Annotated in this window: 24 protein-coding genes, 2 tRNA genes and 1 pseudogene; 13 read left to right on the top strand and 14 right to left on the bottom strand. The window is 70.8% G+C overall.

Annotated elements, in window-relative coordinates:
- Nucleotides 1-24: 24 nt before the first annotated feature.
- Together ACYQ0J_RS08515 and ACYQ0J_RS08510 are read right to left on the bottom strand one after the other, a co-directional pair.
- Nucleotides 25-1,380, bottom strand: coding sequence for an alanine/glycine:cation symporter family protein (locus ACYQ0J_RS08515; RefSeq protein WP_460171728.1), 1,356 nt, complete (start codon nt 1,378-1,380; stop codon nt 25-27).
- A gap of 2 nt (nt 1,381-1,382) precedes the next feature.
- Nucleotides 1,383-2,165 (bottom strand): DUF4388 domain-containing protein, encoded by a 783-nt coding sequence (locus ACYQ0J_RS08510; RefSeq protein WP_460171727.1) that lies wholly within the window; start codon nt 2,163-2,165, stop codon nt 1,383-1,385.
- Between the two features lie 55 nt (nt 2,166-2,220).
- Between ACYQ0J_RS08510 and ACYQ0J_RS08505 the strand changes: the two genes are divergently transcribed.
- Entirely contained in the window at nt 2,221-2,919 is a 699-nt protein-coding gene (locus ACYQ0J_RS08505; protein WP_460171726.1) for an alpha/beta hydrolase, read from the top strand.
- Between the two features lie 10 nt (nt 2,920-2,929).
- Nucleotides 2,930-3,676 carry a ZIP family metal transporter gene (locus ACYQ0J_RS08500; protein WP_460171725.1) on the top strand — a complete coding sequence of 249 codons (747 nt, stop codon included), beginning with the start codon at nt 2,930-2,932 and terminating at the stop codon, nt 3,674-3,676.
- A gap of 105 nt (nt 3,677-3,781) precedes the next feature.
- On the opposite strand, the pseudogene ACYQ0J_RS08495 reads toward ACYQ0J_RS08500, so the two are convergent.
- The 6 genes and pseudogenes from ACYQ0J_RS08495 to ACYQ0J_RS08470 all read right to left on the bottom strand — a co-directional run.
- Nucleotides 3,782-4,339: pseudogene (locus tag ACYQ0J_RS08495) on the bottom strand (DNA/RNA nuclease SfsA); the annotation flags it as partial.
- A gap of 37 nt (nt 4,340-4,376) precedes the next feature.
- A tRNA-Ser gene (locus ACYQ0J_RS08490) sits at nt 4,377-4,469 on the bottom strand.
- Nucleotides 4,470-4,477: 8 nt separating this feature from the next.
- Nucleotides 4,478-4,568 (bottom strand) — tRNA-Ser (locus ACYQ0J_RS08485).
- 45 nt (nt 4,569-4,613) lie between these two features.
- Nucleotides 4,614-5,513 carry an alpha/beta hydrolase family protein gene (locus ACYQ0J_RS08480; RefSeq protein WP_460171724.1) on the bottom strand — a complete coding sequence of 300 codons (900 nt, stop codon included), beginning with the start codon at nt 5,511-5,513 and terminating at the stop codon, nt 4,614-4,616.
- Nucleotides 5,513-6,553, bottom strand: coding sequence for an acyltransferase family protein (locus ACYQ0J_RS08475; RefSeq protein WP_460171723.1), 1,041 nt, complete (start codon nt 6,551-6,553; stop codon nt 5,513-5,515). Before ACYQ0J_RS08475 ends, ACYQ0J_RS08480 begins: the two co-directional genes overlap by 1 nt.
- Nucleotides 6,537-7,967 (bottom strand): SWIM zinc finger family protein, encoded by a 1,431-nt coding sequence (locus ACYQ0J_RS08470; protein WP_460171722.1) that lies wholly within the window; start codon nt 7,965-7,967, stop codon nt 6,537-6,539. The genes ACYQ0J_RS08475 and ACYQ0J_RS08470 overlap by 17 nt, the downstream gene beginning before the upstream one ends.
- A 73-nt stretch (nt 7,968-8,040) precedes the next feature.
- Here ACYQ0J_RS08470 and amrS point away from each other — a divergent pair, with 73 nt between their 5' ends.
- Genes amrS through ACYQ0J_RS08455 form a run of 3 tightly spaced genes read left to right on the top strand, consistent with a single transcriptional unit; the run spans nt 8,041 to nt 10,432 of the window.
- Nucleotides 8,041-9,093 carry an AmmeMemoRadiSam system radical SAM enzyme gene (gene amrS / locus ACYQ0J_RS08465; RefSeq protein WP_460171721.1) on the top strand — a complete coding sequence of 351 codons (1,053 nt, stop codon included), beginning with the start codon at nt 8,041-8,043 and terminating at the stop codon, nt 9,091-9,093.
- On the top strand, nt 9,081-9,872 hold the full coding sequence (gene amrB, locus ACYQ0J_RS08460) for an AmmeMemoRadiSam system protein B (RefSeq protein WP_460171720.1): 792 nt from the start codon (nt 9,081-9,083) through the stop codon (nt 9,870-9,872). Before amrS ends, amrB begins: the two co-directional genes overlap by 13 nt.
- Nucleotides 9,873-9,877: 5 nt before the next feature.
- A complete protein-coding gene (locus ACYQ0J_RS08455; RefSeq protein ID WP_460171719.1) occupies nt 9,878-10,432 on the top strand; it encodes a Uma2 family endonuclease in 555 nt (184 codons plus the stop codon).
- On the opposite strand, the gene ACYQ0J_RS08450 is transcribed toward ACYQ0J_RS08455, so the two are convergent.
- From ACYQ0J_RS08450 to ACYQ0J_RS08430, 5 genes are all read right to left on the bottom strand, one after another.
- A complete protein-coding gene (locus ACYQ0J_RS08450; protein ID WP_460171718.1) occupies nt 10,429-10,818 on the bottom strand; it encodes a hypothetical protein in 390 nt (129 codons plus the stop codon). The genes ACYQ0J_RS08455 and ACYQ0J_RS08450 overlap by 4 nt on opposite strands.
- A 43-nt stretch (nt 10,819-10,861) precedes the next feature.
- On the bottom strand, nt 10,862-11,608 hold the full coding sequence (locus ACYQ0J_RS08445; RefSeq protein WP_460171717.1) for an HAD family hydrolase: 747 nt from the start codon (nt 11,606-11,608) through the stop codon (nt 10,862-10,864).
- A gap of 62 nt (nt 11,609-11,670) precedes the next feature.
- A complete protein-coding gene (locus tag ACYQ0J_RS08440; protein WP_460171716.1) occupies nt 11,671-12,039 on the bottom strand; it encodes a VOC family protein in 369 nt (122 codons plus the stop codon).
- Nucleotides 12,036-12,551: an LOG family protein gene (locus ACYQ0J_RS08435; protein WP_460171715.1), complete on the bottom strand. Its 516-nt coding sequence runs from the start codon at nt 12,549-12,551 to the stop codon at nt 12,036-12,038. The genes ACYQ0J_RS08440 and ACYQ0J_RS08435 overlap by 4 nt, the downstream gene beginning before the upstream one ends.
- A complete protein-coding gene (locus tag ACYQ0J_RS08430) occupies nt 12,552-12,986 on the bottom strand; it encodes a universal stress protein (protein WP_460171714.1) in 435 nt (144 codons plus the stop codon). It lies immediately after the preceding gene.
- 65 nt (nt 12,987-13,051) lie between these two features.
- Between ACYQ0J_RS08430 and rlmB the strand changes: the two genes are divergently transcribed.
- Genes rlmB through ACYQ0J_RS08405 form a run of 5 tightly spaced genes read left to right on the top strand, consistent with a single transcriptional unit; the run spans nt 13,052 to nt 16,168 of the window.
- On the top strand, nt 13,052-13,768 hold the full coding sequence (gene rlmB / locus ACYQ0J_RS08425; RefSeq protein ID WP_460171713.1) for a 23S rRNA (guanosine(2251)-2'-O)-methyltransferase RlmB: 717 nt from the start codon (nt 13,052-13,054) through the stop codon (nt 13,766-13,768).
- A 4-nt stretch (nt 13,769-13,772) separates the two neighbouring features.
- Nucleotides 13,773-14,846 (top strand): M20 family metallopeptidase, encoded by a 1,074-nt coding sequence (locus ACYQ0J_RS08420; RefSeq protein ID WP_460171712.1) that lies wholly within the window; start codon nt 13,773-13,775, stop codon nt 14,844-14,846.
- Nucleotides 14,828-15,064 (top strand): putative signal transducing protein, encoded by a 237-nt coding sequence (locus ACYQ0J_RS08415; RefSeq protein ID WP_460171711.1) that lies wholly within the window; start codon nt 14,828-14,830, stop codon nt 15,062-15,064. The genes ACYQ0J_RS08420 and ACYQ0J_RS08415 overlap by 19 nt, the downstream gene beginning before the upstream one ends.
- Nucleotides 15,061-15,969, top strand: coding sequence for a glucokinase (locus ACYQ0J_RS08410; protein WP_460171710.1), 909 nt, complete (start codon nt 15,061-15,063; stop codon nt 15,967-15,969). The genes ACYQ0J_RS08415 and ACYQ0J_RS08410 overlap by 4 nt, the downstream gene beginning before the upstream one ends.
- Nucleotides 15,956-16,168, top strand: coding sequence for a DUF2905 family protein (locus ACYQ0J_RS08405; protein ID WP_460171709.1), 213 nt, complete (start codon nt 15,956-15,958; stop codon nt 16,166-16,168). Before ACYQ0J_RS08410 ends, ACYQ0J_RS08405 begins: the two co-directional genes overlap by 14 nt.
- Here the strand turns inward: ACYQ0J_RS08405 and ACYQ0J_RS08400 are convergent.
- Nucleotides 16,088-17,773, bottom strand: coding sequence for a hypothetical protein (locus ACYQ0J_RS08400; protein WP_460171708.1), 1,686 nt, complete (start codon nt 17,771-17,773; stop codon nt 16,088-16,090). The two genes, ACYQ0J_RS08405 and ACYQ0J_RS08400, sit on opposite strands and share 81 nt — an antisense overlap.
- Before the next feature lie 153 nt (nt 17,774-17,926).
- Between ACYQ0J_RS08400 and ACYQ0J_RS08395 the strand changes: the two genes are divergently transcribed.
- The 3 genes from ACYQ0J_RS08395 to ACYQ0J_RS08385 are packed head-to-tail and all read left to right on the top strand — an operon-like array spanning nt 17,927 to nt 20,141.
- Complete coding sequence (locus tag ACYQ0J_RS08395) at nt 17,927-18,760, top strand: hypothetical protein (RefSeq protein ID WP_460171707.1); 834 nt, start codon at nt 17,927-17,929, stop codon at nt 18,758-18,760.
- Between the two features lie 50 nt (nt 18,761-18,810).
- On the top strand, nt 18,811-19,656 hold the full coding sequence (locus ACYQ0J_RS08390) for a hypothetical protein (RefSeq protein WP_460171706.1): 846 nt from the start codon (nt 18,811-18,813) through the stop codon (nt 19,654-19,656).
- On the top strand, nt 19,653-20,141 hold the full coding sequence (locus tag ACYQ0J_RS08385; protein ID WP_460171705.1) for a hypothetical protein: 489 nt from the start codon (nt 19,653-19,655) through the stop codon (nt 20,139-20,141). Before ACYQ0J_RS08390 ends, ACYQ0J_RS08385 begins: the two co-directional genes overlap by 4 nt.

Raw genomic sequence — 20,141 nt, 5'->3', positions numbered from 1 at the left:
ACCCTATACCGACTTGCGGTGGCCTTAGCGGGGGGGCACCCAAGGCTCGCCCCGGAAGAAGCCGTAGACCAGCCGGGCCACCACCGGCCCTAAGAGGACCAACCCCAGGAGGTTGGGAATGGCCATGAGGCCGTTTAGGGTGTCGGAGATGGCCAAGAAGGCCTCGAGGCCCCCCAGGGGCCCCACGAAGGCGAGCACCGCGAAGGCGAGGCGGTAGGGCCAGCGGATGCCCTCCCCGAAGAGGAAGGCCGCCGCCTCCTCCCCGTAGAACCCCCAGGAGACCATGGTCCCCAGGGCGAAGACCGCCACGGTGAGGGCCAGGATGACCCCGCCCAAGGGGTGGGCCTGGAAGAGGGCCTGGGCGGCCTCGGCGGCGCCTCCCCCGGCCCGCCAAAGCCCCGAGGCGAGAAAGGTGAGGGCGGTGAGGGAGGTCACCAGGAAGCTTACGAACATCTCCGTGACCCCCCAGAAGCCCTGGCGCACCGGGTGGTCCACCTGGGCCTGGGCGTGGGCGATGGGCGCGGAGCCCAGGCCTGCCTCGTTGGCGAAGATGCCCCGGCCGAGCCCGGCGTTGATGGCGGCGTAGAGGCTGTAGCCTGCCGCCCCTCCCAGGGCGGCCTCGGGGCTGAAGGCGGCCTGGAAGACCAGGGCCAGGGCCCTAGGGATCTCTCCCCCGTAGCGGACCAGCAAGGGCACAAACGCCAGCAAGAAGAGGACGAGCTTCACGGGCACCACCACCTGGGCGAAGCGGGCCACCCACACGATCCCCCCGCCCAGCACCACCCCCACCAGGAGGGCGAGGAAGAGGCCCACCAGGGCCGGGGGGGCCCCCAGGGGGGCCAAGGCCCCGCCCACCGCCCCCGCCTGGGAGAGGTTGCCGATGCCGAAGGCGGCCACCGCGGCGAAGAAGGCGAAGAGGTAGGCCAGGAAGCGGAGCCTGGGGAGGCCCCGGGAGAGGTAGTACATGGGCCCGCCGGAAACGGAGCCGTCGGCGAAGCGGCGGCGGTAGTGCACCGCCAGGGTGGCCTCGGCGAACTTGGTCCCGGTGCCGAAGAAGTAGCCCACCCACATCCAGAACACCGCCCCCGGCCCCCCCAGGAGGACCGCCGCCAGCATGCCCAGGAGGTGGCCGGTGCCCACGGTGGCGGAGAGGGCCACCATGGTGGCCTGGAAGGGGGTGATCTGGCCGCCGAAGCCGTAGGCCCGCTCCCGGATGGCCCCCAGGGTCTCGCTGAAGGAAACCCGCATCATCCTGAGGGGGGCGCTGAACCAGCGGATGCGAAACACCACCAGGTACACCCCCACCAGGAGGAAGGCCAGCTTCATGGGAAAGCCATACACGATCCGGTTGAGATACTCGTTCCAGGTCAGGATATCCATGGCTAAACCTCCGGCACCACCTCCACCTTATCCCCCCGCCGCAGGCGCAGGCGCCTGAGGTCCTCCTCCAAAAGACCGAGCCGCCCCTGGATGTTGGGCCTAGGACGCACCTCCAGGAGGGCCCCAGAGGGCCTTAGGCGCAGGCGGAACCCGTGGCGGATGGCCCGGGCCCACTCCGCATAGAGGGCCTCGTCCACGTAGGCCACCCCGGAGCCCGGCCCGTAGATGGGGAGGACCAGGAGGGTGACCGGGGCCACCTCCACCGCGGGCACGGCCTCGAGGGCCCCCATCTGCAGGAGGGTGTGCAGGATGCGGGCGAGGCGCAAGACCCCCGGGGCCAGGAGGACCTCGGCGATGCGCTTCCCCTCCACCTGGGCCAGGGTCCTTAGGGCCTCGGGGGAAAGCTCCATCTCCCTGGCCCCGGAGGGGAGGCGCAGGACGTAGCCCCAGTCCGCAGGCAAAGAGAGGGCCTGCCAGGCGGCCTGGGCCTCCGCCAGACGGGCGGGAACCGAAAGCCCCCCCAGGAGGGTGGTGTGGGGGGGGAGGGTCTCGGGCTCAAAGGCGAAGGGGGCCCGCTTGAGCCCCGCCAAGAGGTCCAAGGCCTCTTCCCCCTCCAAGGCCCTAGCCCCCGCCCGCACCCGGGCGTGGACCACCTGCCCCCCCTGCAGGAAGACCTCCCCCTCCAGGTGAGGGGAACGGAGGATCAGCCGACCGGTGCGCCCGGCGCTCATCAGGGCGCCCACCAGGGCCGGGAAAGGGAACTCCGCGAGGTTGCCCTCCAGCATTCCCCCCCGTTTTACCACGCCCGTTTCCCGGCGTCCAGGCGGGGTATTCTGAGGCATGAACCTTCTGCTCCTGCACGGCTTCACCTCCCACCCGGTCCTCACCCTGGGCCCCCTGCCTGGGGTGCTCCGGGAAGCGGGGTTTGGGGTCAGCCAACCCGCCCTCCCTGGGCACGGCACCCGGCCGGAAGACCTTCTAAAGGTGGGCTGGCGGGACTGGCTGGGAACGGCCCAAGCCGCTTACCGGGAACTTCCCGAGCCCAAGGGGGTGGTGGGGCTCTCCATGGGGGCCCTCCTGGCCGCCCATCTGGCGGCGGAAAGCCCCACGCGGGCCCTGGTGGCCCTGGCCCCGGCCCTGGCCCTCAAGAACCCCCTCACGCCCTTGGCACCCCTTCTGGCCTGGCTCATTCCCCGGTTTCCCGGCCCCGACTCTATCCGCGCCCCCGAGCGGAAACGGGAAAACCCCAACTACCCCTACTTCCCCACCAAAGCCGTCCTGGAGCTTCTCGCCCTCATGCGGCGCACACCCGGGGTCCTCCCCCGGGTGCAGGCCCCCGCCTTGGTGGTGGAGGCGGGGCAGGACCGGGTGGTGGCCCAAGCGGGCGTACGGCGCTACTTGTCCCTTTTGGGAAGCGGGCGCAAGGACTACCTGGTCTTTCCCGAAAGCGGCCACGACCTCCTGCTGGACCGGGATCGGGAAGACGTGGCCCGAGCAGTGCGGGACTGGCTTCTTGCTAACAGTAATCACTTGCAATAAACTAGAGGCCATGGACGTCCTGCCCATCTCCCCCTGGACCGTCTTCCTCTACGCCCTCCTCACCGCCATCGCCACGGGCCTTGGCGCCTTGCCCTTTCTCCTCACCCGAGACATCCGGAAGCAACACCTGGGCCTGGCCAACGCCGCCGCGGCCGGGCTGATGCTGGCCGCCAGCTTCGGCCTCGTCTACGAGGGGGTGGCGTACCACCTGGGGCGCACCCTCCTCGGGGTCGTCCTGGGCCTCTTTTTCATCCAGCTCACCCACCGCTACCTGAGGGGGCGGGAGGTGAGCTTCGGCTCCCTGAACGGGCTGGACGCCCGCAAGGCCCTGATGATCGTGGGCATCATGACCGTCCACTCCATGGCAGAGGGGGTGGGGGTAGGGGTGGCCTTCGGGGGCGGGGAGGCCTTGGGGGTCTTCATCACCCTGGCCATCGCCGTGCACAACATCCCCGAGGGGCTCGCCATCAGCCTGGTGCTGGTCCCGAGGGGGGTGAGCGTCCTGGGGGCCGCCCTCTGGAGCGTCTTCTCCAGCCTACCCCAGCCCCTTCTGGCCGTGCCCGCCTTCCTCTTCGTGGAGGCCTTCAGGCCCGCCCTGCCCGTGGGCCTGGGCTTCGCCGCCGGGGCCATGGTCTGGATGGCGGTGGCGGAGATCCTCCCCGAGGCCCTCAGGGAGGCGGAGGCGGACAAGGTGGCCACGGTGCTCACCCTGGCCGTGGCCCTCATGGTGGCCTTCCAGATCCTCCTGGGCGGGTAGCCACACCCAGGGGAGGGCCTCCTCCAGGTAAAGCGCCGCCAAGGTGGGCCGCACCCGGTAGGCGCGAAGCCGCACCCCCGCCTCCAGGGCCTCCCGGGCCGCCAGGTGGAGGGCCCGGTCCTTGGGGTCCAGGGCGAAGGCCCGGGCCAGGGGGTGCTGCACGAACCAGACCGCATAGGCCAGCCCCCCTTCCCGCGCCCACCCCGCAAGCAGGCTCAGGTGCCTGGCCCCCCTGGCGGTGGGGGCATCGGGGAAGAGGGCTAGGGAGCCCTCCACCCGGTTGCAGTTCTTGGCCTCCAATAGCGCTTCCCTTCCCCCCAATCGGGCCCAGAAGTCCAGCCTTTCCCCCCGGAAGCGGACCTCCCGCCGCAGGGCCTCGAGGGGGCCGAACCACCCCTCTTTCAGGATAAGTTCCAGGAGGCGGTTGGCCAAGGCGGCGTCCACCCCCACCAGAACCCCTTGGCTTTCCACCAGGACCACCCGCCCCCGGGTCTTGGGGGTGGGCCGGGGCCGGTAAAAGCAGGGGGTCCCGGGGAGGAGGAGTTCCCCCATGCGCCCGGAGTTGGGAAGGTGCAAGGGTCCCACGTCCGCCTGCACCAGGAAGCGGTTCTCCCGGCGGAGGAGGCGGCAGGGCTCCAAGGGGGGCAGGGGCAAAAAGGCCATGGGGAAAGCTTAAGCCCGGCCTTGAGGCCGGGCCCTTTGGCGGAGAGGGCGGGATTCGAACCCGCGGCACCGGTTATCCCGGTGCAACACCTTAGCAGGGTGCCGCCTTAGACCACTCGGCCACCTCTCCATGCGCCTTGGCGGAGGGTGAGGGATTCGAACCCCCGGTGGGCCTCAAGCCCACAGCGGTTTTCAAGACCGCCGCCTTCAACCGCTCGGCCAACCCTCCGAGGTATGGCCGCAAGCCCTACTATGCGGCAAAGCCCCCCGCTTGTCAAGGGCGGAACCAGGCCAAAAGAAACCCCTCCAGCAGGGCCTCCATGGCCGGTACCACCGCGTGGTGGAGGTCGGGGAAGAGGACGAGGTGGTCCTCCCCCGGGGGGCCAAAGCCCGTGGGGCGGAGGCAGGCCCGCCCCTTGGTGAGGGGAAGGGGCCAGGGCGTTCCCTCCCGGGTGAGGGCCACCTGGTGGACCCGCCGCCCCATCCCCTCCCGGACGTCCCGCAGGTGGCAGGCCTGGGTGGCGGGGATGAGGGGGTCGTTTCCCCCCTGCAGGACCAGGAGGGTAGCCTGGAGCCTGGCCGCGTGGGGCAGGGGGCTCTGCCGGGCGTAGCAGGCCGGGCACTCCTCGGGTAGGGCACCGAAGACCTCCCGCCACCGCATGAGGGCCTCGGGGCGGGTGCGGCGGAGGAGGGCCACCTGTTCGGCGAAGTTCACGGGCCCGATGACGAAGGCCACCCCCCGGGCCCTCCCCTCCAGGGCGGCGGCCTTCAGGGCCACGCAGGCCCCCAGGGAGTAGCCCGCGTAGGCGTGGCGCCCCACCCCCAGGCGGGGGAGGAGCCGGGCCAGGAGGGCCAGGTCCTCCGCCTCCTCCAGGCACCCCGTGATGCGCCCGCCGCTTTTCCCCCGGCCCCGGAGGTGGGGTACCAGGGCCAGGAAGCCCCTTTCTGCCCACAGGCGGCACCGCGCTCGCATGGTCTCCGTGGGGGGGTCGAACCCCCCCGGCACGAGGAGGAGGGCGCCCATGGGGGGGCCTGAAGGGAAGCACGCCTCCGCGAAAAGCCGCACCCCCTCCCGGCGGTAGAAGACCCCCCCGGGCACCCTCTCCAAGGGGGCAGGCCCCACCTCCGCCCCCAGGAGGGGAAGGAGGAAGAGGAAAAGCCAAGCCCTTCCCATCAGCGGCCGAACACCACCGGCGAGACCCGGGCGCGGGCCAGGAGGCGGGCGAGGAGGAGGGGGAGAAGGAGGGCCAGGGCCAGGTAGACGGCGAAGGCGGGCTTCAGGCCCAAAGGCTCGGGGAAGCCCGGGTACTTCTCCAGAAGGCGCATCACCATGGGGTGCACCAGGTAGATCTGCAGGGAGTAGCGGCCCAAGAAGGCCAAGGGGCCCCGCAGGGGGGTGCGGGCCAGGGCGTGGGCCAGGGCCAGGAGCAGGAAGGCCATCCCCGTGGTGAAAAGCCAGTGGAAGGCCTGGTAGTGGAAGGTGTTCACGGGAATCCGTTGCAGGGCGTTCAGGGCCAGGGGCAGGTAGCCCCAAAGCCCAAGGCCCGCGGCCAGAAGCCCCAGGGGCCAGTACCGCAGGAGGCGGGGGAGGGCCTCGAGGCGGCTCGCCAGGTAGAGGCCCAAGGCGATGGCGGGGAGGTACCAGAGGACGAAGCTCCCGGGGTAGGGCAGGAAGCGGTACTGGCGGTTCAGGAAGTAGACCAGGAGGGTGAGCCCCACCCCCAGGAGGAGAAACCAGGCCCCGTGGGGCCGCCGCCTGAGGAGGGGGACGAAGAAGGGCAGGAGGAGGGTGAGCTGCAGGGCCAGGGCCAGGAAGTAGAGGTGGAAGTAGGCCTTGCCCCAGAGGAGCTGGTGGAAAAGGCGCTCGGGCTGGAAGACCCCGTGGTCCCAGTAGCGGAAGGCCAGGTACAGGCCGCTCCAAAGGAGGTAGGGCCAGAGGAGGCGCAGGGCGCGGTTTCCCAGGTAGCGGCCCAGGCGGAACTCCCGGTAGAAGGAGGCCCCCAGGACCAGGGTGGTCATGAAGAGGAAGGCGGGCACCGCGAAGTGCAGGGTGCGGTTCACCCCCGCCAGGAGGAGCCACTCCGGGCTCCCGTGGGAGAGCTCCCGCAGGAACCGGCCCGTCACGTGGTGCAGGACCACCTCGAGGATGGCGAGCCCCCGGAAGACCTCCACCCAGGGGAAGCGCTCCACGGGCTCATTATGGGTGAGGTTCATGAGGACTCCCCAAGAGGGGGGCGAGCTCCTCCCGCAGGGCCCGCCGCCTCGGATAGGCCCGAACCAGGGTCCAAGCGGCCTCCCGGGCCCCCTTGGGGTCCAGGCGGGAAAGCCGCACAAGAAGCCCCGCCGCCTCCCGGTAGGCCGCCCGCCCCCCCGCCTCCACCCGGGCCTTGGCCGCCTCCAGGTAAAGCCGGGCCGCCTCCTGGGGAAGCCTCTCCTCCAGGGCCTCGGCGAGGGCGGGGTAGGCCTCCGGGGAAGCCCGCTTGAGGAGGCGGTCCAGGGCCTTCCAGTCCTCCTCCAGGAGGTAGATGCGGGCGAGGAGGGCGGGGTCTTGCACCTGGCGCAGGAGGGCCTGGCGCTCCTGGGCGAAGGCCCGGCCCAGCTTGGCCTTGAGGGCCAGGTAGTCCTCGAGGCCTGGCCTTAGGCGAAAGCGGGCCCGGTGGTCCTCGGGAAGCCCCCGGTGGGCCACGAGGAGGTCCAAAAGGGGGAGGAGCCTGGGGTCTTGGCCGAACCAGGCCACCGCCTCCTCCGCGTAGCGCAGGGCCTCCTCCCGCCTCCCCAGGGCGAGGAGGCGCTCCACGAAGGCCAGGTAGTCCTCCACCCCCTCGAGGCCCTCCCGCAGGACCTCCAGGGCCTCCTCCACCCGCCCCAGGCGGAAGAGGTGCTCGGCCTTGAGCCCCCGCTTGAGGCCCATGGGGTCCGGACCCCGGAGGAGGGCCAGGGCCTCCTCCGGCCTCCCCTCCGCCGCCCGCAGAAAGGCCTCCCGCACCCCCTCCGAGGGGTGGCGCAGGTAGAGGCCGAGGAGGAAGGGAAGCCCCGGGGAGAGGTCCAGGTAGCGGGCCAAGGCGGCCTCCAGGTAGGGCTCGGGGTCAAAGGGGGCCTCGGGCAGGGCCTGCAAAAGGGCCTCCACCTCCTTCCGCCCCGCCCGGTCCAGGCGCAGGAGAAGCCCCTTGGCCTCCTCCTCCCCCCCGCCCAGGCGAAAGGCCTGGCGCATGGCCCGTACCCCCTCCAGGAAGGCCCCCTCCGGGGCCAGGGCCTCCTTAAGGAGGAAGGCCACCTCGGGGAGGGCGGCAAGCCTCAGGAGAAGCCCCTTGGCCTCCTCGGGGGAGAGGGCCTCCAGGCGGGGCCACAAGTCCTCGGGCCGCCTTTCCAGGTAGGCGTAGAGGAGGGCGGCCGCGTGCTTGCAGGGGAAGAAGGGGTAGGGGCAGGTGCAGCTCCCCACAAGCCCCGGCCCCACCTCCACCCGGTAGGGCCCAGGCTCGGAGCCCTGCACCTCCCCCAAAAGCCTCTCCCCCACCCGGAAGATGCGGCGCACCCGGCCCTCCTTGAAGTAGGCCAGGCCGCGGCGCGCCACCTCCTCGGGCAAAAAGGGGGCGAAGTCCTCCTCCCGCTCGGGGGGAAAAGCGGCCACGCTTCCAGTCTACGCGCCCCTCCGGCCACCCCCCAGGAGGGCCCCGTGCTAAGATGAAAGCGGGCCCTATGAAATGACGCTCACCGTTACCCTCAGGGAGGCCGACCTGGTCCGGCCCCTGCCCAAAGGGTACGTGCAGTGCCGGGCCTGCGCCCACTACTGCGCCGTTCCCGAAGGAGGGGCGGGCAAGTGCGGGGTGCGGCGCAACTTCGGGGGCAGGCTCTACCTGGTCACCTACGGCAAGGCGGCCGCCCTTCACCTGGACCCGGTGGAGAAGAAGCCCCTCTACCACTTCCACCCCGGGGAAGGCATCCTCTCCCTCGGCACCGTGGGGTGCAACCTCTTCTGCGCCTTCTGCCAGAACTGGCAGATCTCCCAGTTCCGGGAGTTCCGGGTCTCTCCGGAAGGGCGCCTGGACCGCCCCATCGGCGAGGACTGGCCCCCAGAGCGCCTCGTGGCGGAGGCCGAGGCCTTGGGCGTAAGGCTTCTCGCCTACACCTACAACGAGCCCGCCGTCTGGATAGAGTACGCCCACGACACCGCCCGCCTGGCCAAGGCGCGGGGGATGAAGAACGTCTTCGTGACGAGCGGCTTTGAAACCAAAGAGGCCTGGGACTACATAAGGCCCCACCTGGACGCGGCCAACGTGGACCTGAAGGGTTTCACCGAGAAGTTCTACCGGGAGGTCTGCGGGGCCCGGCTCAAACCCGTTCTGGAAAGCCTGGAGCGCCTGGTGGCCAGCGGGGTGTGGGTGGAGGTCACCACGCTTCTCCTGGAGGGCTACAACGACTCGGACGAGGAGGTCCGGGCCATGGCCCGCTTCCTCAAGGGGCTCTCCCCCGACATTCCCTGGCACCTCACCGCCGCCCACCCCGACTACCGCATGCTGGACCTGAGGCCCACCCGGCACGCCACCCTGGTCCGGGCCCACGCCATCGCCAAGGAGGAGGGCCTGAGGTTCGTGTACGTGGGCAACGTCCTGGACGAGGAAAGGAGCTCCACCTATTGCCCGGACTGCGGCAGGCTCCTGGTGCGTCGGCGGGGCTACCGGGTGGAGGCCCTGTGGGAGGCCCCGGGGGTCTGCCCCGGGTGCGGCCAGCGCATCCCCGGCGTATGGACCTGGTGAGGCCCCCTCGGGTGGCGGGGTATTTTTACCCCGGGGAAAAGGCGGCCCTGGAGGAGGAGGTGGAAGCCCTCCTGGCCGTGGCCCGCACCCCACCCCTACCCGGGGTCCGGGGGGTCCTCTCCCCCCATGCGGGCTACGCCTACGCGGGCAGGGTGATGGCGGAGGCCTTCCGGGCCCTCTCCGCCTGGCGGGGAAAGGCGAGGCGGGTTTTCCTCCTGGGGCCAAGCCACTTCGTGGCCTTCTCCGGGGTGGCCTTCTTCCCCTACCGGGCCTGGCGCACCCCCTTGGGGGAGGTGGCGGTGGACCTGGAGGGGGGGAGGAGGCTTCTCGGCCAAGGAGCGCCCTTTCGCGCCTACCGGGAGCCCTTCCTGGAGGAGCATAGCCTCGAGGTCCTCCTCCCCTTCCTCCAGGTGGCCCTCCCCCAAACCCCCATCCTCCCCCTCCTCTTCGGGGAGGTGGACCCAGGGGAGGTGGCGGAAGCCCTCCTCCCGGAACTGGGCCCAAAGGACCTGGTGGTGGCCTCCAGCGACCTCTCCCACTACCACCCCGACCCCGTGGCCCGGAAGCTGGACGCCAAGACCCTGGAGCGGGCCCTGGCCCTGGACGCCGAGGGGGTGGCCCAAGGGGAGGCGTGCGGCCGGCTCCCCTGGGGCACCCTAACCGCCTTGGCCCGGGCCCTGGGGTGGAAACCCCGGCTCCTCGCCTACGCCACCAGCGCCGAGGCCGGGGGAGGGCGGGAGCGGGTGGTGGGGTATGGGGCTTTGGCCTATGTAGGATAAAGGGGATGACCCCGGTGCGTCGGCGCTTCAGCGTGGAGGAGTTCCACCGCATGGCCCAGGCGGGCCTCCTCGGGGAAGACGACCGGGTGGAGCTCCTGGAAGGAGAGATCTGGCAGATGAGCCCCATCGGTAGCCGCCATGCCGCCTGCCTCCGTCGCCTCCGTCGCCTCTTCACCCCCTTGGAAACCCAAGGCCTGTGCCTCCTCGCCGTGCAGGACCCCCTGCGCCTGAGCCCCCATAGCGAACCCCAGCCCGACCTCCTCCTCCTAAAGCCCCGGGAGGACCTCTACGCCGAGGCCCATCCGGGCCCCGAGGACGTCCTTCTTCTGGTGGAGGTGGCCGATGCCTCGGGGGCCTACGACCGGGAGGTGAAGGCCCCCCTCTACGCCCGGCACGGGGTCCAGGAGGTCTGGGTGGTGGACCTCGCGGAGGGGAGGGTCCACCGCTTCCTGGACCCTTCCCCCGAGGGCTACCGGGAACACCACGCCCTAGGCCCCGGGGACACCCTCTCCCCCAGGGCCTTCCCCGGGCTTCCCGTGCCCGTGGCCTCCCTCCTCTAAAGCCGCACCAGGGGCCGGAACCAGGGAATGGAGAGGAAGAGGATCAAAAGGGCCAGGGCGAAGAGGAGCCTCGCCCCGGGCCTGCCCTTCCGCGCCCGGGCCAGCCCCGCGTGGGCCAGGCCCAGGGCCACAAGCCCCCCCACCCAGTGCTCGGCCACGAAGTAGCGGGCCTCCCCGGGGGTCCTTAAGACCTCGCCCAGGGCGGCCAAGGCCCCTTGGAAAAGGGGGCTCACGAAGGCCAGGACCACCCCCAGGACCACCTGGAGGGTGAGGGTGTGGGCGAAGAGGGCCCCCGGGCGGGTCTCGGGCCGGAGGAGGGCCCAGAGGCCAAAGAGCAAGACCGCCCAGCGAACCCAGCTGTGGAGGAAAAGGAGCGCCTCGTGCATGGGGGAAGTCTACCGGCAAAGCCCGGCCCCGTCCCTGCCCAAGTCACGAAAGGAGGGCCAAGGCCTCCCTTAGGTCCCGCACCTCCAGGTGGGCGGGGTAGCGGGGGTCGGGGAGGCGGTGGCCCCGGTGGACGAAGACGGCCCTTATCCCCGCGGCCAGGGCCCCTTTCACGTCCCGCTCGGGGTTGTCCCCCACCATCACCGCCTCCTCCGGGCCCACGCCGAAGGCGCAGAGGGCCATGCGGAAGAGCCTGGGGTCGGGCTTTCCCAGGCCCACCTCCCCGGAGATCAGGGTGAGGTCAAAGGCCTCCAGAAGCCCGGCCCCCGCGAGCTTCTCCCTCTGGAGGTCGGGAACCCCGTTGGTGAGGAGGGCGAGGCCCGCCCCCGCCTCCCGCAAAGCCTTAAGGAAATCCGGGGCCTCAGGGAAGAGGGGGTAGCGCCGCCTTTCCCGGAAGAAGGCCTCGGCCAGTTCCCGCGCCCTGGCCACGGGGCCCCCAAGGCGGGCCAAGGCCTCGCGAAAGACCCTTTCCCGGAAAGGCCAGGCCCACGCCGCCAGGGCCTCGAGCCCCGGGGTGGAGTACCGGGCCCAGAGGGCCTCGAGGGCGGAGTGGCCCACGCGCTCCGCCCAGGGGTAGAAGGGAGCCTCCCGGAAGAGGGCCTCGGCCCGCTCCCGCACCGCGGGGTAAAGCCCCTCCACCCCCGCCTCCCGCCCCAGGGCCTCCAGGACCTCCTGGCTTACCCCGTGGTCCTGGAGGAGGGTGTCGTCTAGATCCAAAAGCCAGAGCCTCATACCCTTTGTCGTTCACCCCCAAGGCTCCGCAAATCCCTACCGGGCCCTCTCCCGGGGTGGCATCACGGGCCCTGCCGCACCAAAAGGGGGTTCTCCCCCGGGTCAAAGAGGAGGAGGTGGTCCCCCGCCTCGCGGAAGGCCAGGCCGTACTTGGCGAGGCGGAGCTTCTCGTGGTCCAGGTTTTCCACCCAAAGGACCAGCCGCCCCTCCTCCAGGCGGAGGCGGGCGAAGCCCCGCCCCTCGGGCCTGGGTCGCTGCGGCCCCCGCTCCACCCCCCCCGCCCCCGGGCGCAGGAGGAGGAGGGGACCCTCCCCCGGGGCCAAGAGGGCCTCCCGCCCGGGGATGAGCTCCTCCAGGGCCAGGCCCAGGGCCTGGTAAAAGCTCACCCCCTGGCCCAGGTCGGGCACGTAGACCACCACGCTCTCGCTCATAGGCTTCGCAAAAAGCGCCGGAGATCCTCCTCGTCCTCCACCACCTGGAGGAGGGCGAGGTCCTCCGGGGAGATCTCCCCGTGGGCCTTGAGGAGGGAAAGCCAGTAGGGGTCCACGGCCAAGGGCCTCCCCAGGCCCCGCCGCAGGTAGAGGAGGTTCCACGCCAGGACGAGCTCCGCCAAAGTGCCCACCCCCCCGGGGAGGGCCAGGTACCCCGCCCCCAGGTCCAAGAGGCGGCCGATGCGCTCGGGAAGGGTGGCGGCGGGAAGCTCCAGGTCCACGTGGGGGTTAGGCCCCTTCCGCTCGGGGAAGAGGTGGGGCGCCGTGACCCCCACCACCAACCCCCCCTTGGCCTTCACCCCCCGGGCCAGGGCCTCCATCCCCCCCTGGTAGCCGCCGGAGGCCAGGCCAAACCCCTCTTCCCCGATCACCTCCCCGTAGCGGACCAGCCTGGCGTAGCGGGGGTCCTCCGGGGCAAGGCGCGAGGAGACGAAGACGGAGAGGAGGCGCATCTAGCGGCAGCGGACCACCAGGACGGGGACGGAAACCCGGTGGAGGACCCCCTCGGTCACCGAGCCCAGGAGGAGCTTGTCCAGGCCCGTTCGCCCGTGGGTGCCCATCACCAGGAGGTCAAACCCCTTGGCCGCCTCCACGATGGTGGGGATGGGTACCCCCTCCTTCACCTCCCCCGTGGCCTCCACCCCCTTCTCCTGGGCCAGGGCAAGGGCCTTCTGGATGGCCTCTTCCCCCGCCTTCCTCAGGTCCTCCAGAAGCTCCAGGCCGTAAGGAACGCTCTCCGGCGCGATCCAGATGGCCTGGGCCGGGTTCTCCAGGACGTAGAGGAAGTGCACCTTGGCCGAAAGGGCCCTCGCCAGGGCAAGGCCATGCTCAATGGCCTGGAAGCTGCAGGGGCTCCCGTCCGTGGGCATGAGGATGGTCCGGTACATAAGGCCTCCTTCCCCCTCATCATACCGTGCCCCACCGGGCAGGCGGGCCCGCGTAGACTGAGCCCATGTGGATCTACGGGCGAAACCCGGTCCTCGAGGCCCTCAGGGAAGGCCGGGTGCGGCGCGTCCTGGTGGCCCGGGGGGTGGAGGGCTGGCTTCTTAGGGAGCTGGAACGGCTGGGGGCGGCGTACACCCTGGTGCCCCGCATTGAGCTGGACACCCTCCTCAGGACCACCCACCACCAGGGCCTGGCGGCGGAGGTGGAGGAACCCCGCTACGCCTCCCTGGAAGAGGCCCTCCGCCTGGCGGAGGCGCGGGGGGAGATGCCCCTCTTGGTCTTCCTGGACGGGATCACCGACCCCAGAAACTACGGGGCCATGATCCGGAGCGCCCTGGCCCTCGGGGCCCACGGGGTGGTCTCCGAGGAAAGGCGAAGCGCCCCCCTCTCCCCCCTGGCCCTCAAGGCCAGCGCCGGGGCCGCTTTAAAGCTTCCCCTAATCCGGGTGAAGAACCTGCCCCGGGCCCTCGAGGGGGTGAAGGCCAAGGGGCTTTGGGTCTACGGGCTGGACGTGCGGGGGGAGAAAACCCCAGGGGCGCTGGACTTCAAGCGACCCCTGGCCCTGGTGGTGGGCTCGGAGGGGGAGGGGATGCGGAGGCTGGTGCGGGAGGCCTGCGACGAGCTCTTCCGCATCCCCATCCGGGAGGAGGCGGAGTCCTTGAACGCCTCCGTGGCCCTGGGAATCGCCCTTTACGCCGCCTCCTCGGGCCGGGGTGTAGGATAGGGCCGTGGACTGGGTCAGGCTTCTCTCCCGCCTTCTCCAGGCGGAAAGCCCCCCCGGGCAGGAGGGGGAGGCGGCAGGGCTCCTCCTGGAGGCCCTGAAGGGCCTGGGCCTCGAGGCCACCCTGGACGAGGCGGGGAACGTGGAGGCCCTCTTGGGGGAGGAGGAGCCCGAGGTGGTCCTCGCCGGGCACCTGGACGTGGTGCCCGTGGGGGACCCGGCCCGCTGGCCCCACCCCCAGGGGGCGGTGGCCGAGGGAGCGGTCTGGGGCCGGGGGGCGGTGGACATGAAAGGCCCCCTGGTGGCCATGCTCTTGGCCCTGGAGGCCCTCTCCCAGGGGCGGCTTGGGGGGCGGGTGCGCCTCCTCGCCACGGTGCAGGAGGAGGTGGGGGGCCTGGGGAGTCGGCACGCGGCCGGGAGGCTCTCCCCCTCGGCCTTCATCCTGGGGGAGCCCTCGGGAAGGCGGCTCATGCGGGGCCACCGGGGCCGGGCGGAGGTGTGGGCGGACTTCGAGGGGGAGGAGGCCCACGCGGCCCTCTCGGGTCCGGAAAACCCCCTCTTTGACCTGGCCGACTACCTCCTGGCCCTGAAGGCCCTCCCCCCCCTTCCCGGCCTCAAGCTCACCCCCACCCGGGTGGACACCTACCCCGGGGCGCGAAACCAGACCCCGGGGGTGGTGCGCCTCTACCTGGACGTGCGCTACGAGCCCGAGGGGGACCTGGACACCCTCCTGGAAAGGCTCAGGACCCTGGGCCCCGCCTCGGTCTACGTCCCCGAGGAGGAGAGGGCCTCCGGGGAGGTGCGCATGACCCTCCCCGCCCTCTGGCCCCCCTACCACCTGGCCGAAGACCACCCCCTCCTCCGGGCCGCCCTCCGGGCCTTGGGGCAGGGGGAGGCGGGCCTTTGGCCCTTCACCACCGACGCCCCTTACCTGGGGGCCAGGGCCCCGGTCCTGGGCTTCGGCCCGGGGGATCCCGCCCTGGCCCACACCCCCAAGGAGCACATCCCCCTGGCCGAGGTGGAGGCCGCAGCCCAGGACTACGTCCGCCTGGTGGAGGCCCTATGGAGCGCCGCGTCCTAGCCGGAACCCCCTACGCCAAGCTCCTCACCGCCCCGAGGCCCGTCGCCGAGGGGCTGAAGGCCCGCCTCGAGGCCCACGGCATCCCCGTCTTCCTGGAAACCCCTTTCGGGGGGCTCCCCGAGGCCGCCTTGGGCACCTACATGGGGGACGTAAGCCTGTGGGTGCCGGAGGCCCTCTTGGGGGAAGCGGAGGCGGTCTTGGAGGAGGAGGTGCCATGAGGGTGGTGGGCCTGGACCTGGGCGGCACCAAGATCGCCGCCGGGGTCTTTGACGGGGAAAGGCTCCTGGCCAAGGCAGTCCTCCCCACCCCCAAGGAGGGGGGGGAGGCGGTGGTCCGGGCCCTGGCGAGGGCGGTGGCCGAGGTGGAGGGGCAGGCGGGGGTGAGGGCCGAGGCCATCGGCCTCGGCACCCCGGGCCCCCTGGACTTCAAGGAGGGGGTCATCCGTTTCACCCCCAACATCCCGGGGCTCTTGGACTTCCCCATCCGCCGCCTCCTGGAGGAGGCCACGGGGAGGCCCGTCCACCTGGAAAACGACGCCAACGCCGCCGCCCTGGCCGAGCACCACCTAGGGGCGGCCCGGGGGGAGGCTAGCTCCCTCTTCCTCACCGTGTCCACGGGGATCGGCGGGGGCGTGGTCCTGGGGGGGCGGGTCCTAAGGGGGGAGCGGGGGCAAGGGGGGGAGCTCGGCCACATCACCCTGCTCCCCGGGGGGCCGGTGTGCGGCTGCGGGCTGGAGGGATGCCTCGAGGCCCTGGCCGCAGGCCGCGCCCTGGAGCGGGAGGCCGCCTACGCCTTCCACCGGCCCGTGGACACCAAGGAGCTCTTCCGCCTCTTCCAGGCGGGGGAGCCCAAGGCCAGGCGTATCCTCCTCCAGGCCGCCCGCTACGTGGGCCTTGGCCTGGCCAGCCTGGTGAAGGCCTTTGACCCCGGGGCGGTGGTGGTGGGCGGGGGGCTTGCCCTAAACGCCCCCCAGGCCTACTGGGACGCCCTGGAGGAGGCCTACCGCCACTACCTGGCAGGGTGGGAGGCCCCCCCCTTGCGCCGGGCCCTCTTGGGGGCGGACGCGGGGCTTTTGGGGGCCGCCCTCACCGCCTATCTGGAGGTGAAGGATGGAGGTGGGTAAGCTCTTGCTCTACCTGGGCCTCTTCCTGGCCCTCCTTGGGGTTTTGCTCCTCTACTTCCCCAAGCTCTTCGCCTGGTTCGGCCACCTGCCCGGGGACATCCGCATAGAGCGGGAAGGGCTAAGGGTGTACATCCCCCTCACCTCGGCCCTGGTTCTTTCCCTTCTCCTCACCCTGGTTCTCCAGCTTTTCCGCCGTTAGGTCCCAGGCCTCCTCTTGCCCCGGCCGAGGCACCAAGGCCCGCAAGGCGACCTCCGCCACCCCCAGGCCGAAGAGGCGCAAGGCCAAGGGCCCCGGGGAGAGAAGGAAGCGTTGGCGGAAAACGCCCGCCAGCCTCACGCATCCCTCCCGCCTCGAGGCCCGCACCTCCAGGAAAAGACCGAGGGCATCCTCAGGGCTATAGGCCTCCCCCGAAACCTCCAGGACGAGGGGCTCCTCCAGGGGCTCAAGTTCCATCCGGGCCTCCTGACCTAGCTCCAAGAGGGCCACGGCAAAGCCCTGCTCCATGGGGCATAGGCCCTCGTAGTCCCGGGGCAGAAGCACCCGCTCCCGGCCCAGGCCTAGGGACCGGGTCCTCCACCCCCTCCCCAGAAGGGCCTGGCGCAGGGAGAGGGGGAGGAGGCTTTCCAAGGGTTCCCCCAAGGCCAGGCGGTGCAGGGCTTCCTCCTGGCGGCGCCCCGAGAAGGCCAAGGCGGTGGCCGCCCGCTCGTGAAGCTCCCGCCGCCGCCCTGGGGGCAAGGTGGCGTAGAGAAGCCGCCGCTCCGCCTCCTTGGCAAAGCGGTACCCGCCCTGGTAGGCCAGCCAGCCCTTGCGCTCCAGCTCCTCCAGATGGGGGAGGGCCTCGAGGGCGTCCAGCACCTCCTCGGGAGTGGGCCCTGCGGCCACGGAAAGCCGCTCCAGGGCCAGCCGCGCCGGTTCGCTCAGGAAACGGGCCTGCAGGCGAAGCCGGGCCAAGGGGCGCTTAGGCCCCTGGGGACAGGCCTGCCAGTCGGCAAACCACTCCGGCTCGCCCCCCGCAAGGAAGTAGGCCCGGGCGGCCTGGGCAAAGGGCACCCCTTGAAGCCCCCCTTCCCTGGCCTCGGGCCAGGAGAGGGGCGGGAGGTCCAGCACCTGGGTGCGGTCCACGGGGTAGTGGGCCCGGAGCTCCAAGAAGAACCGGGGCTCCTCCCCGGGGTCAAGGCGCAAGACCAGAAGGGCCCGGGAGCGCAAGAGGTCCCGGAGGGGGACCTGGGGGTAGGGGAACTCCAGGTACACCAGCCCCTCGGGCCGCAGGGTTTCGTGGAAGGGAAGGCCCAGGACCCCGGCCAGCGCCTGGGCAAAAGCCCGCTGGCCCGCGCCAAGCCGCCCCTTAAGCACCAGGAGAAAGGGGGGGCGCAGGGAGGAAAGCTTCCCCAGAAGCTGCCCCCTGCCGGCGGCCTCCGGGGCGATGCGGTAGCGCTCCCGCACCCCCAGGACCCAGTCCGCAAGCCCGCCCACCCCTTCCAGGCCCGCCAGGGCCTCCCCTTCCCCCGTGGCCTCCAACCGGATCCAGTCGGGCAGGGCCAAGGGATCCTGCCCCTTGGGAAAAACCTCCTGCCCCAAGGCCTTGGCCAGGCGGTGGATCTCCACCCGCAGGTTCTGCAGGCCGGCCCCGTGCCCGTAGAGGAGTTCGGCCAGGCGGGCCCGGGTGGTGGGCCCCTCGAGGGCCAGGAAGTAAAGGAGGGCCAAACCCTTCTGGGAAAGACGCCGCTCCTTCCCCTGGGCCAGCAACCGGGGCTTGCCAAAAAGGGGCAGGGTGTGAAGGGAAGCGTGAATAGGGCGTGACAAAGCGTTACCTTCCTTACCCCCAGCCTACCACACCCTGGCCTCGCCCTCTGGGCTAGGGCTCCGGTCGCGGTAACGCCCCCGTAACACCCCTAGGGTTAGCGTGAGAACGTCCTAAGGAAGCCACCACTTCCCAGGACGAATTAGGAGGAGATTATGCGCAAAGGCATTTTAGCAGCGGTACTCGTTCTCGCGCCCTTGGCCTTGGCCCAGGCGCCCACGGTTTCCCCCACCAAGGGGAACGGGCCCGACGCCTACGTCAAGGGCCAGGATTCGGCGGCGGTGAACCAGACCATCGAGCTCATCCTCCCCAAGGCCACGGCCTTGCACCTGGACGTGACCACCCTCACCTTTGACCTCACCGGGTTGGACGGGGCCAGCTGGCCCAACTCCACCCCGGACTTCGGCGGGCAGATGGTGTGCGTTTACGGCCTCAGGGACCAGGACGTGAAGACCCAGCTGGGGAACAACTTCTACAACCAGGTGCAGACCCTGCCCCTGGGCACCAGCTACAGCACGGCCGCTTGGCCCAACGTTACCATCAACGGCGGCGGGGCGGTCACCGCTTACCCCCCCATTAAGCTGGACAAGGATGGGGAACTGGTGCCGGGAAGCAAGAACTACTTCGTCTGCTACCGCACCTTCATCCTGCAGAAGTTCTCCAACGGCAAGCAGTGGCACCTGACCGTGAACCGCAACGACCCCGAAGGGGCCCAGGGCATCCAGCACCTCTACATCCAGGACAACCCCTGCGACACCTTCGGTGCGGCCACGGGCCTTTACGAGCTTCCCAACGGGGCCACCCTGGAGCTCGTGCCCAAGAACCTGCAGGCCGGGCCCACGGGCGCCCGCTCCGGCAACAACCCCGAGCGTTGCGGCTACAAGAGCTGGCTGGATGACCTGGTGGTGGTGGCCGTCAAGGTCAACAGCGATCTCTGGGGCAAGAGCACCGCGAACCTGACCTACACCCTCGCCACCACCGCCTGGTAGCGGGGATGGAGCCTGGCCCTTTTGGGCCAGGCTCCCCTTTTAGGAGAACCATGAAGCGCGTCCTACCCCCTATCCTCCTCCTGGCCCTCACCGCCCTGGCCCAAAGCACCCTGGGTGTGGAGCCCCCGGTCCTCCTCAAGGAGGCCAGGCCGGGGGAAAGCCTTACCCAGACCCTGATGGTCTACAACGTGGGCACCCGGCAGGTGCGGGTCCGGGCGAGCCTGGGGGACTGGACCTACGACCCCATGGGGAAGATTCAGTTTCTGCCGGTGGGGACCCTTAAGGAAAGCGCCAGCCCCTGGGCCACCTTTTCCCCGGCGGAGTTCCTCCTGGAGGCCAAGGCCTCCCGCCCCCTCACCTACACCCTCACCGTGCCCCAGGGCGCCGCCCCGGGCACCCACTGGGGGGTCCTCTTCCTGGAAGCGGAGGACCCATCCCCCCCGCCTGGCGTGCCCCTGGCCACCTTCCGGGTGCGCATGGCCCACGTCTTCTACGTGAACATAGCCCCTTTAAAGACCGCGGGCCGCATCACCGGCATCATCCCCAGCGCCCCCAAGGAGGCCAGGGACCCCTACCGCTTCGCCGTGCAATACCAGAACACGGGCAATACCGCCCAGAAGCTCTCGGGGCGCTTTGAAGTGCGGGACGCCTCGGGACGCAAGGTGGCCCAGGTGGAGGTGGAGGAGGTGGTGGTCCTGCCGGGGCAGGTCCGGGTTCTCCCCGTGGCCCTGGTGGGCCCCCTGCCCGTGGGGAGCTACACCGCCTTGGCCATCCTCAACTACGGGGACCCCAGCAAGGACGTGGCCGCCGACCTGCCCTTCACCCTGCGCGTGCCCCTGGCGGCCCCCCCGGCCCCACCCCCTTCCCAGGAAGGGGAGAAAGGAGGAACGCCGTGAGAACCGTGCTGGCTGGCCTTCTGCTCTGGCTGGCCCCCGCTTTGGCCCAGGCCACCTGGATCGTGCAGACCCTGATCCCGGAGACGGTGGCCCTCCGTACCCCCACCACCCAGATCGCCTTTGAGCTTAAGGACTACCCACCCAAGACCTTTCCCGCCACCTACCCCGCCAGCAACCTGGAGGGCGGGGTGCTCCCCGTGCAGGTCTTCTCTAACGCCAATGGGGTGTGGAGCCTCCTCCTGCAGATCCCCGACCTCAAGGACCCGAACGGGGAACTCCTCCTGCCCGCACGGCAGGTGCTTTACCGGGTGAACGGGGGGCTTTGGCTCAGGGCCGATGGCACCCCCCAGATCGTCTACACCCAGACCGGCCCCACGGGAGACTGGCTGGAGATCCGCCTGGAGTTCGCCCTGGAGCTCCTCGGTCAGGAGCGGGCGGGAAGCTACGTGGTGCAGGCCCTGGTCACCGCCCTGAGGCAGCCTTAG

Source organism: Thermus sp. FJN-A (genome assembly GCF_054655095.1).
This window is presented reverse-complemented; position numbering and strand designations above follow the sequence as displayed.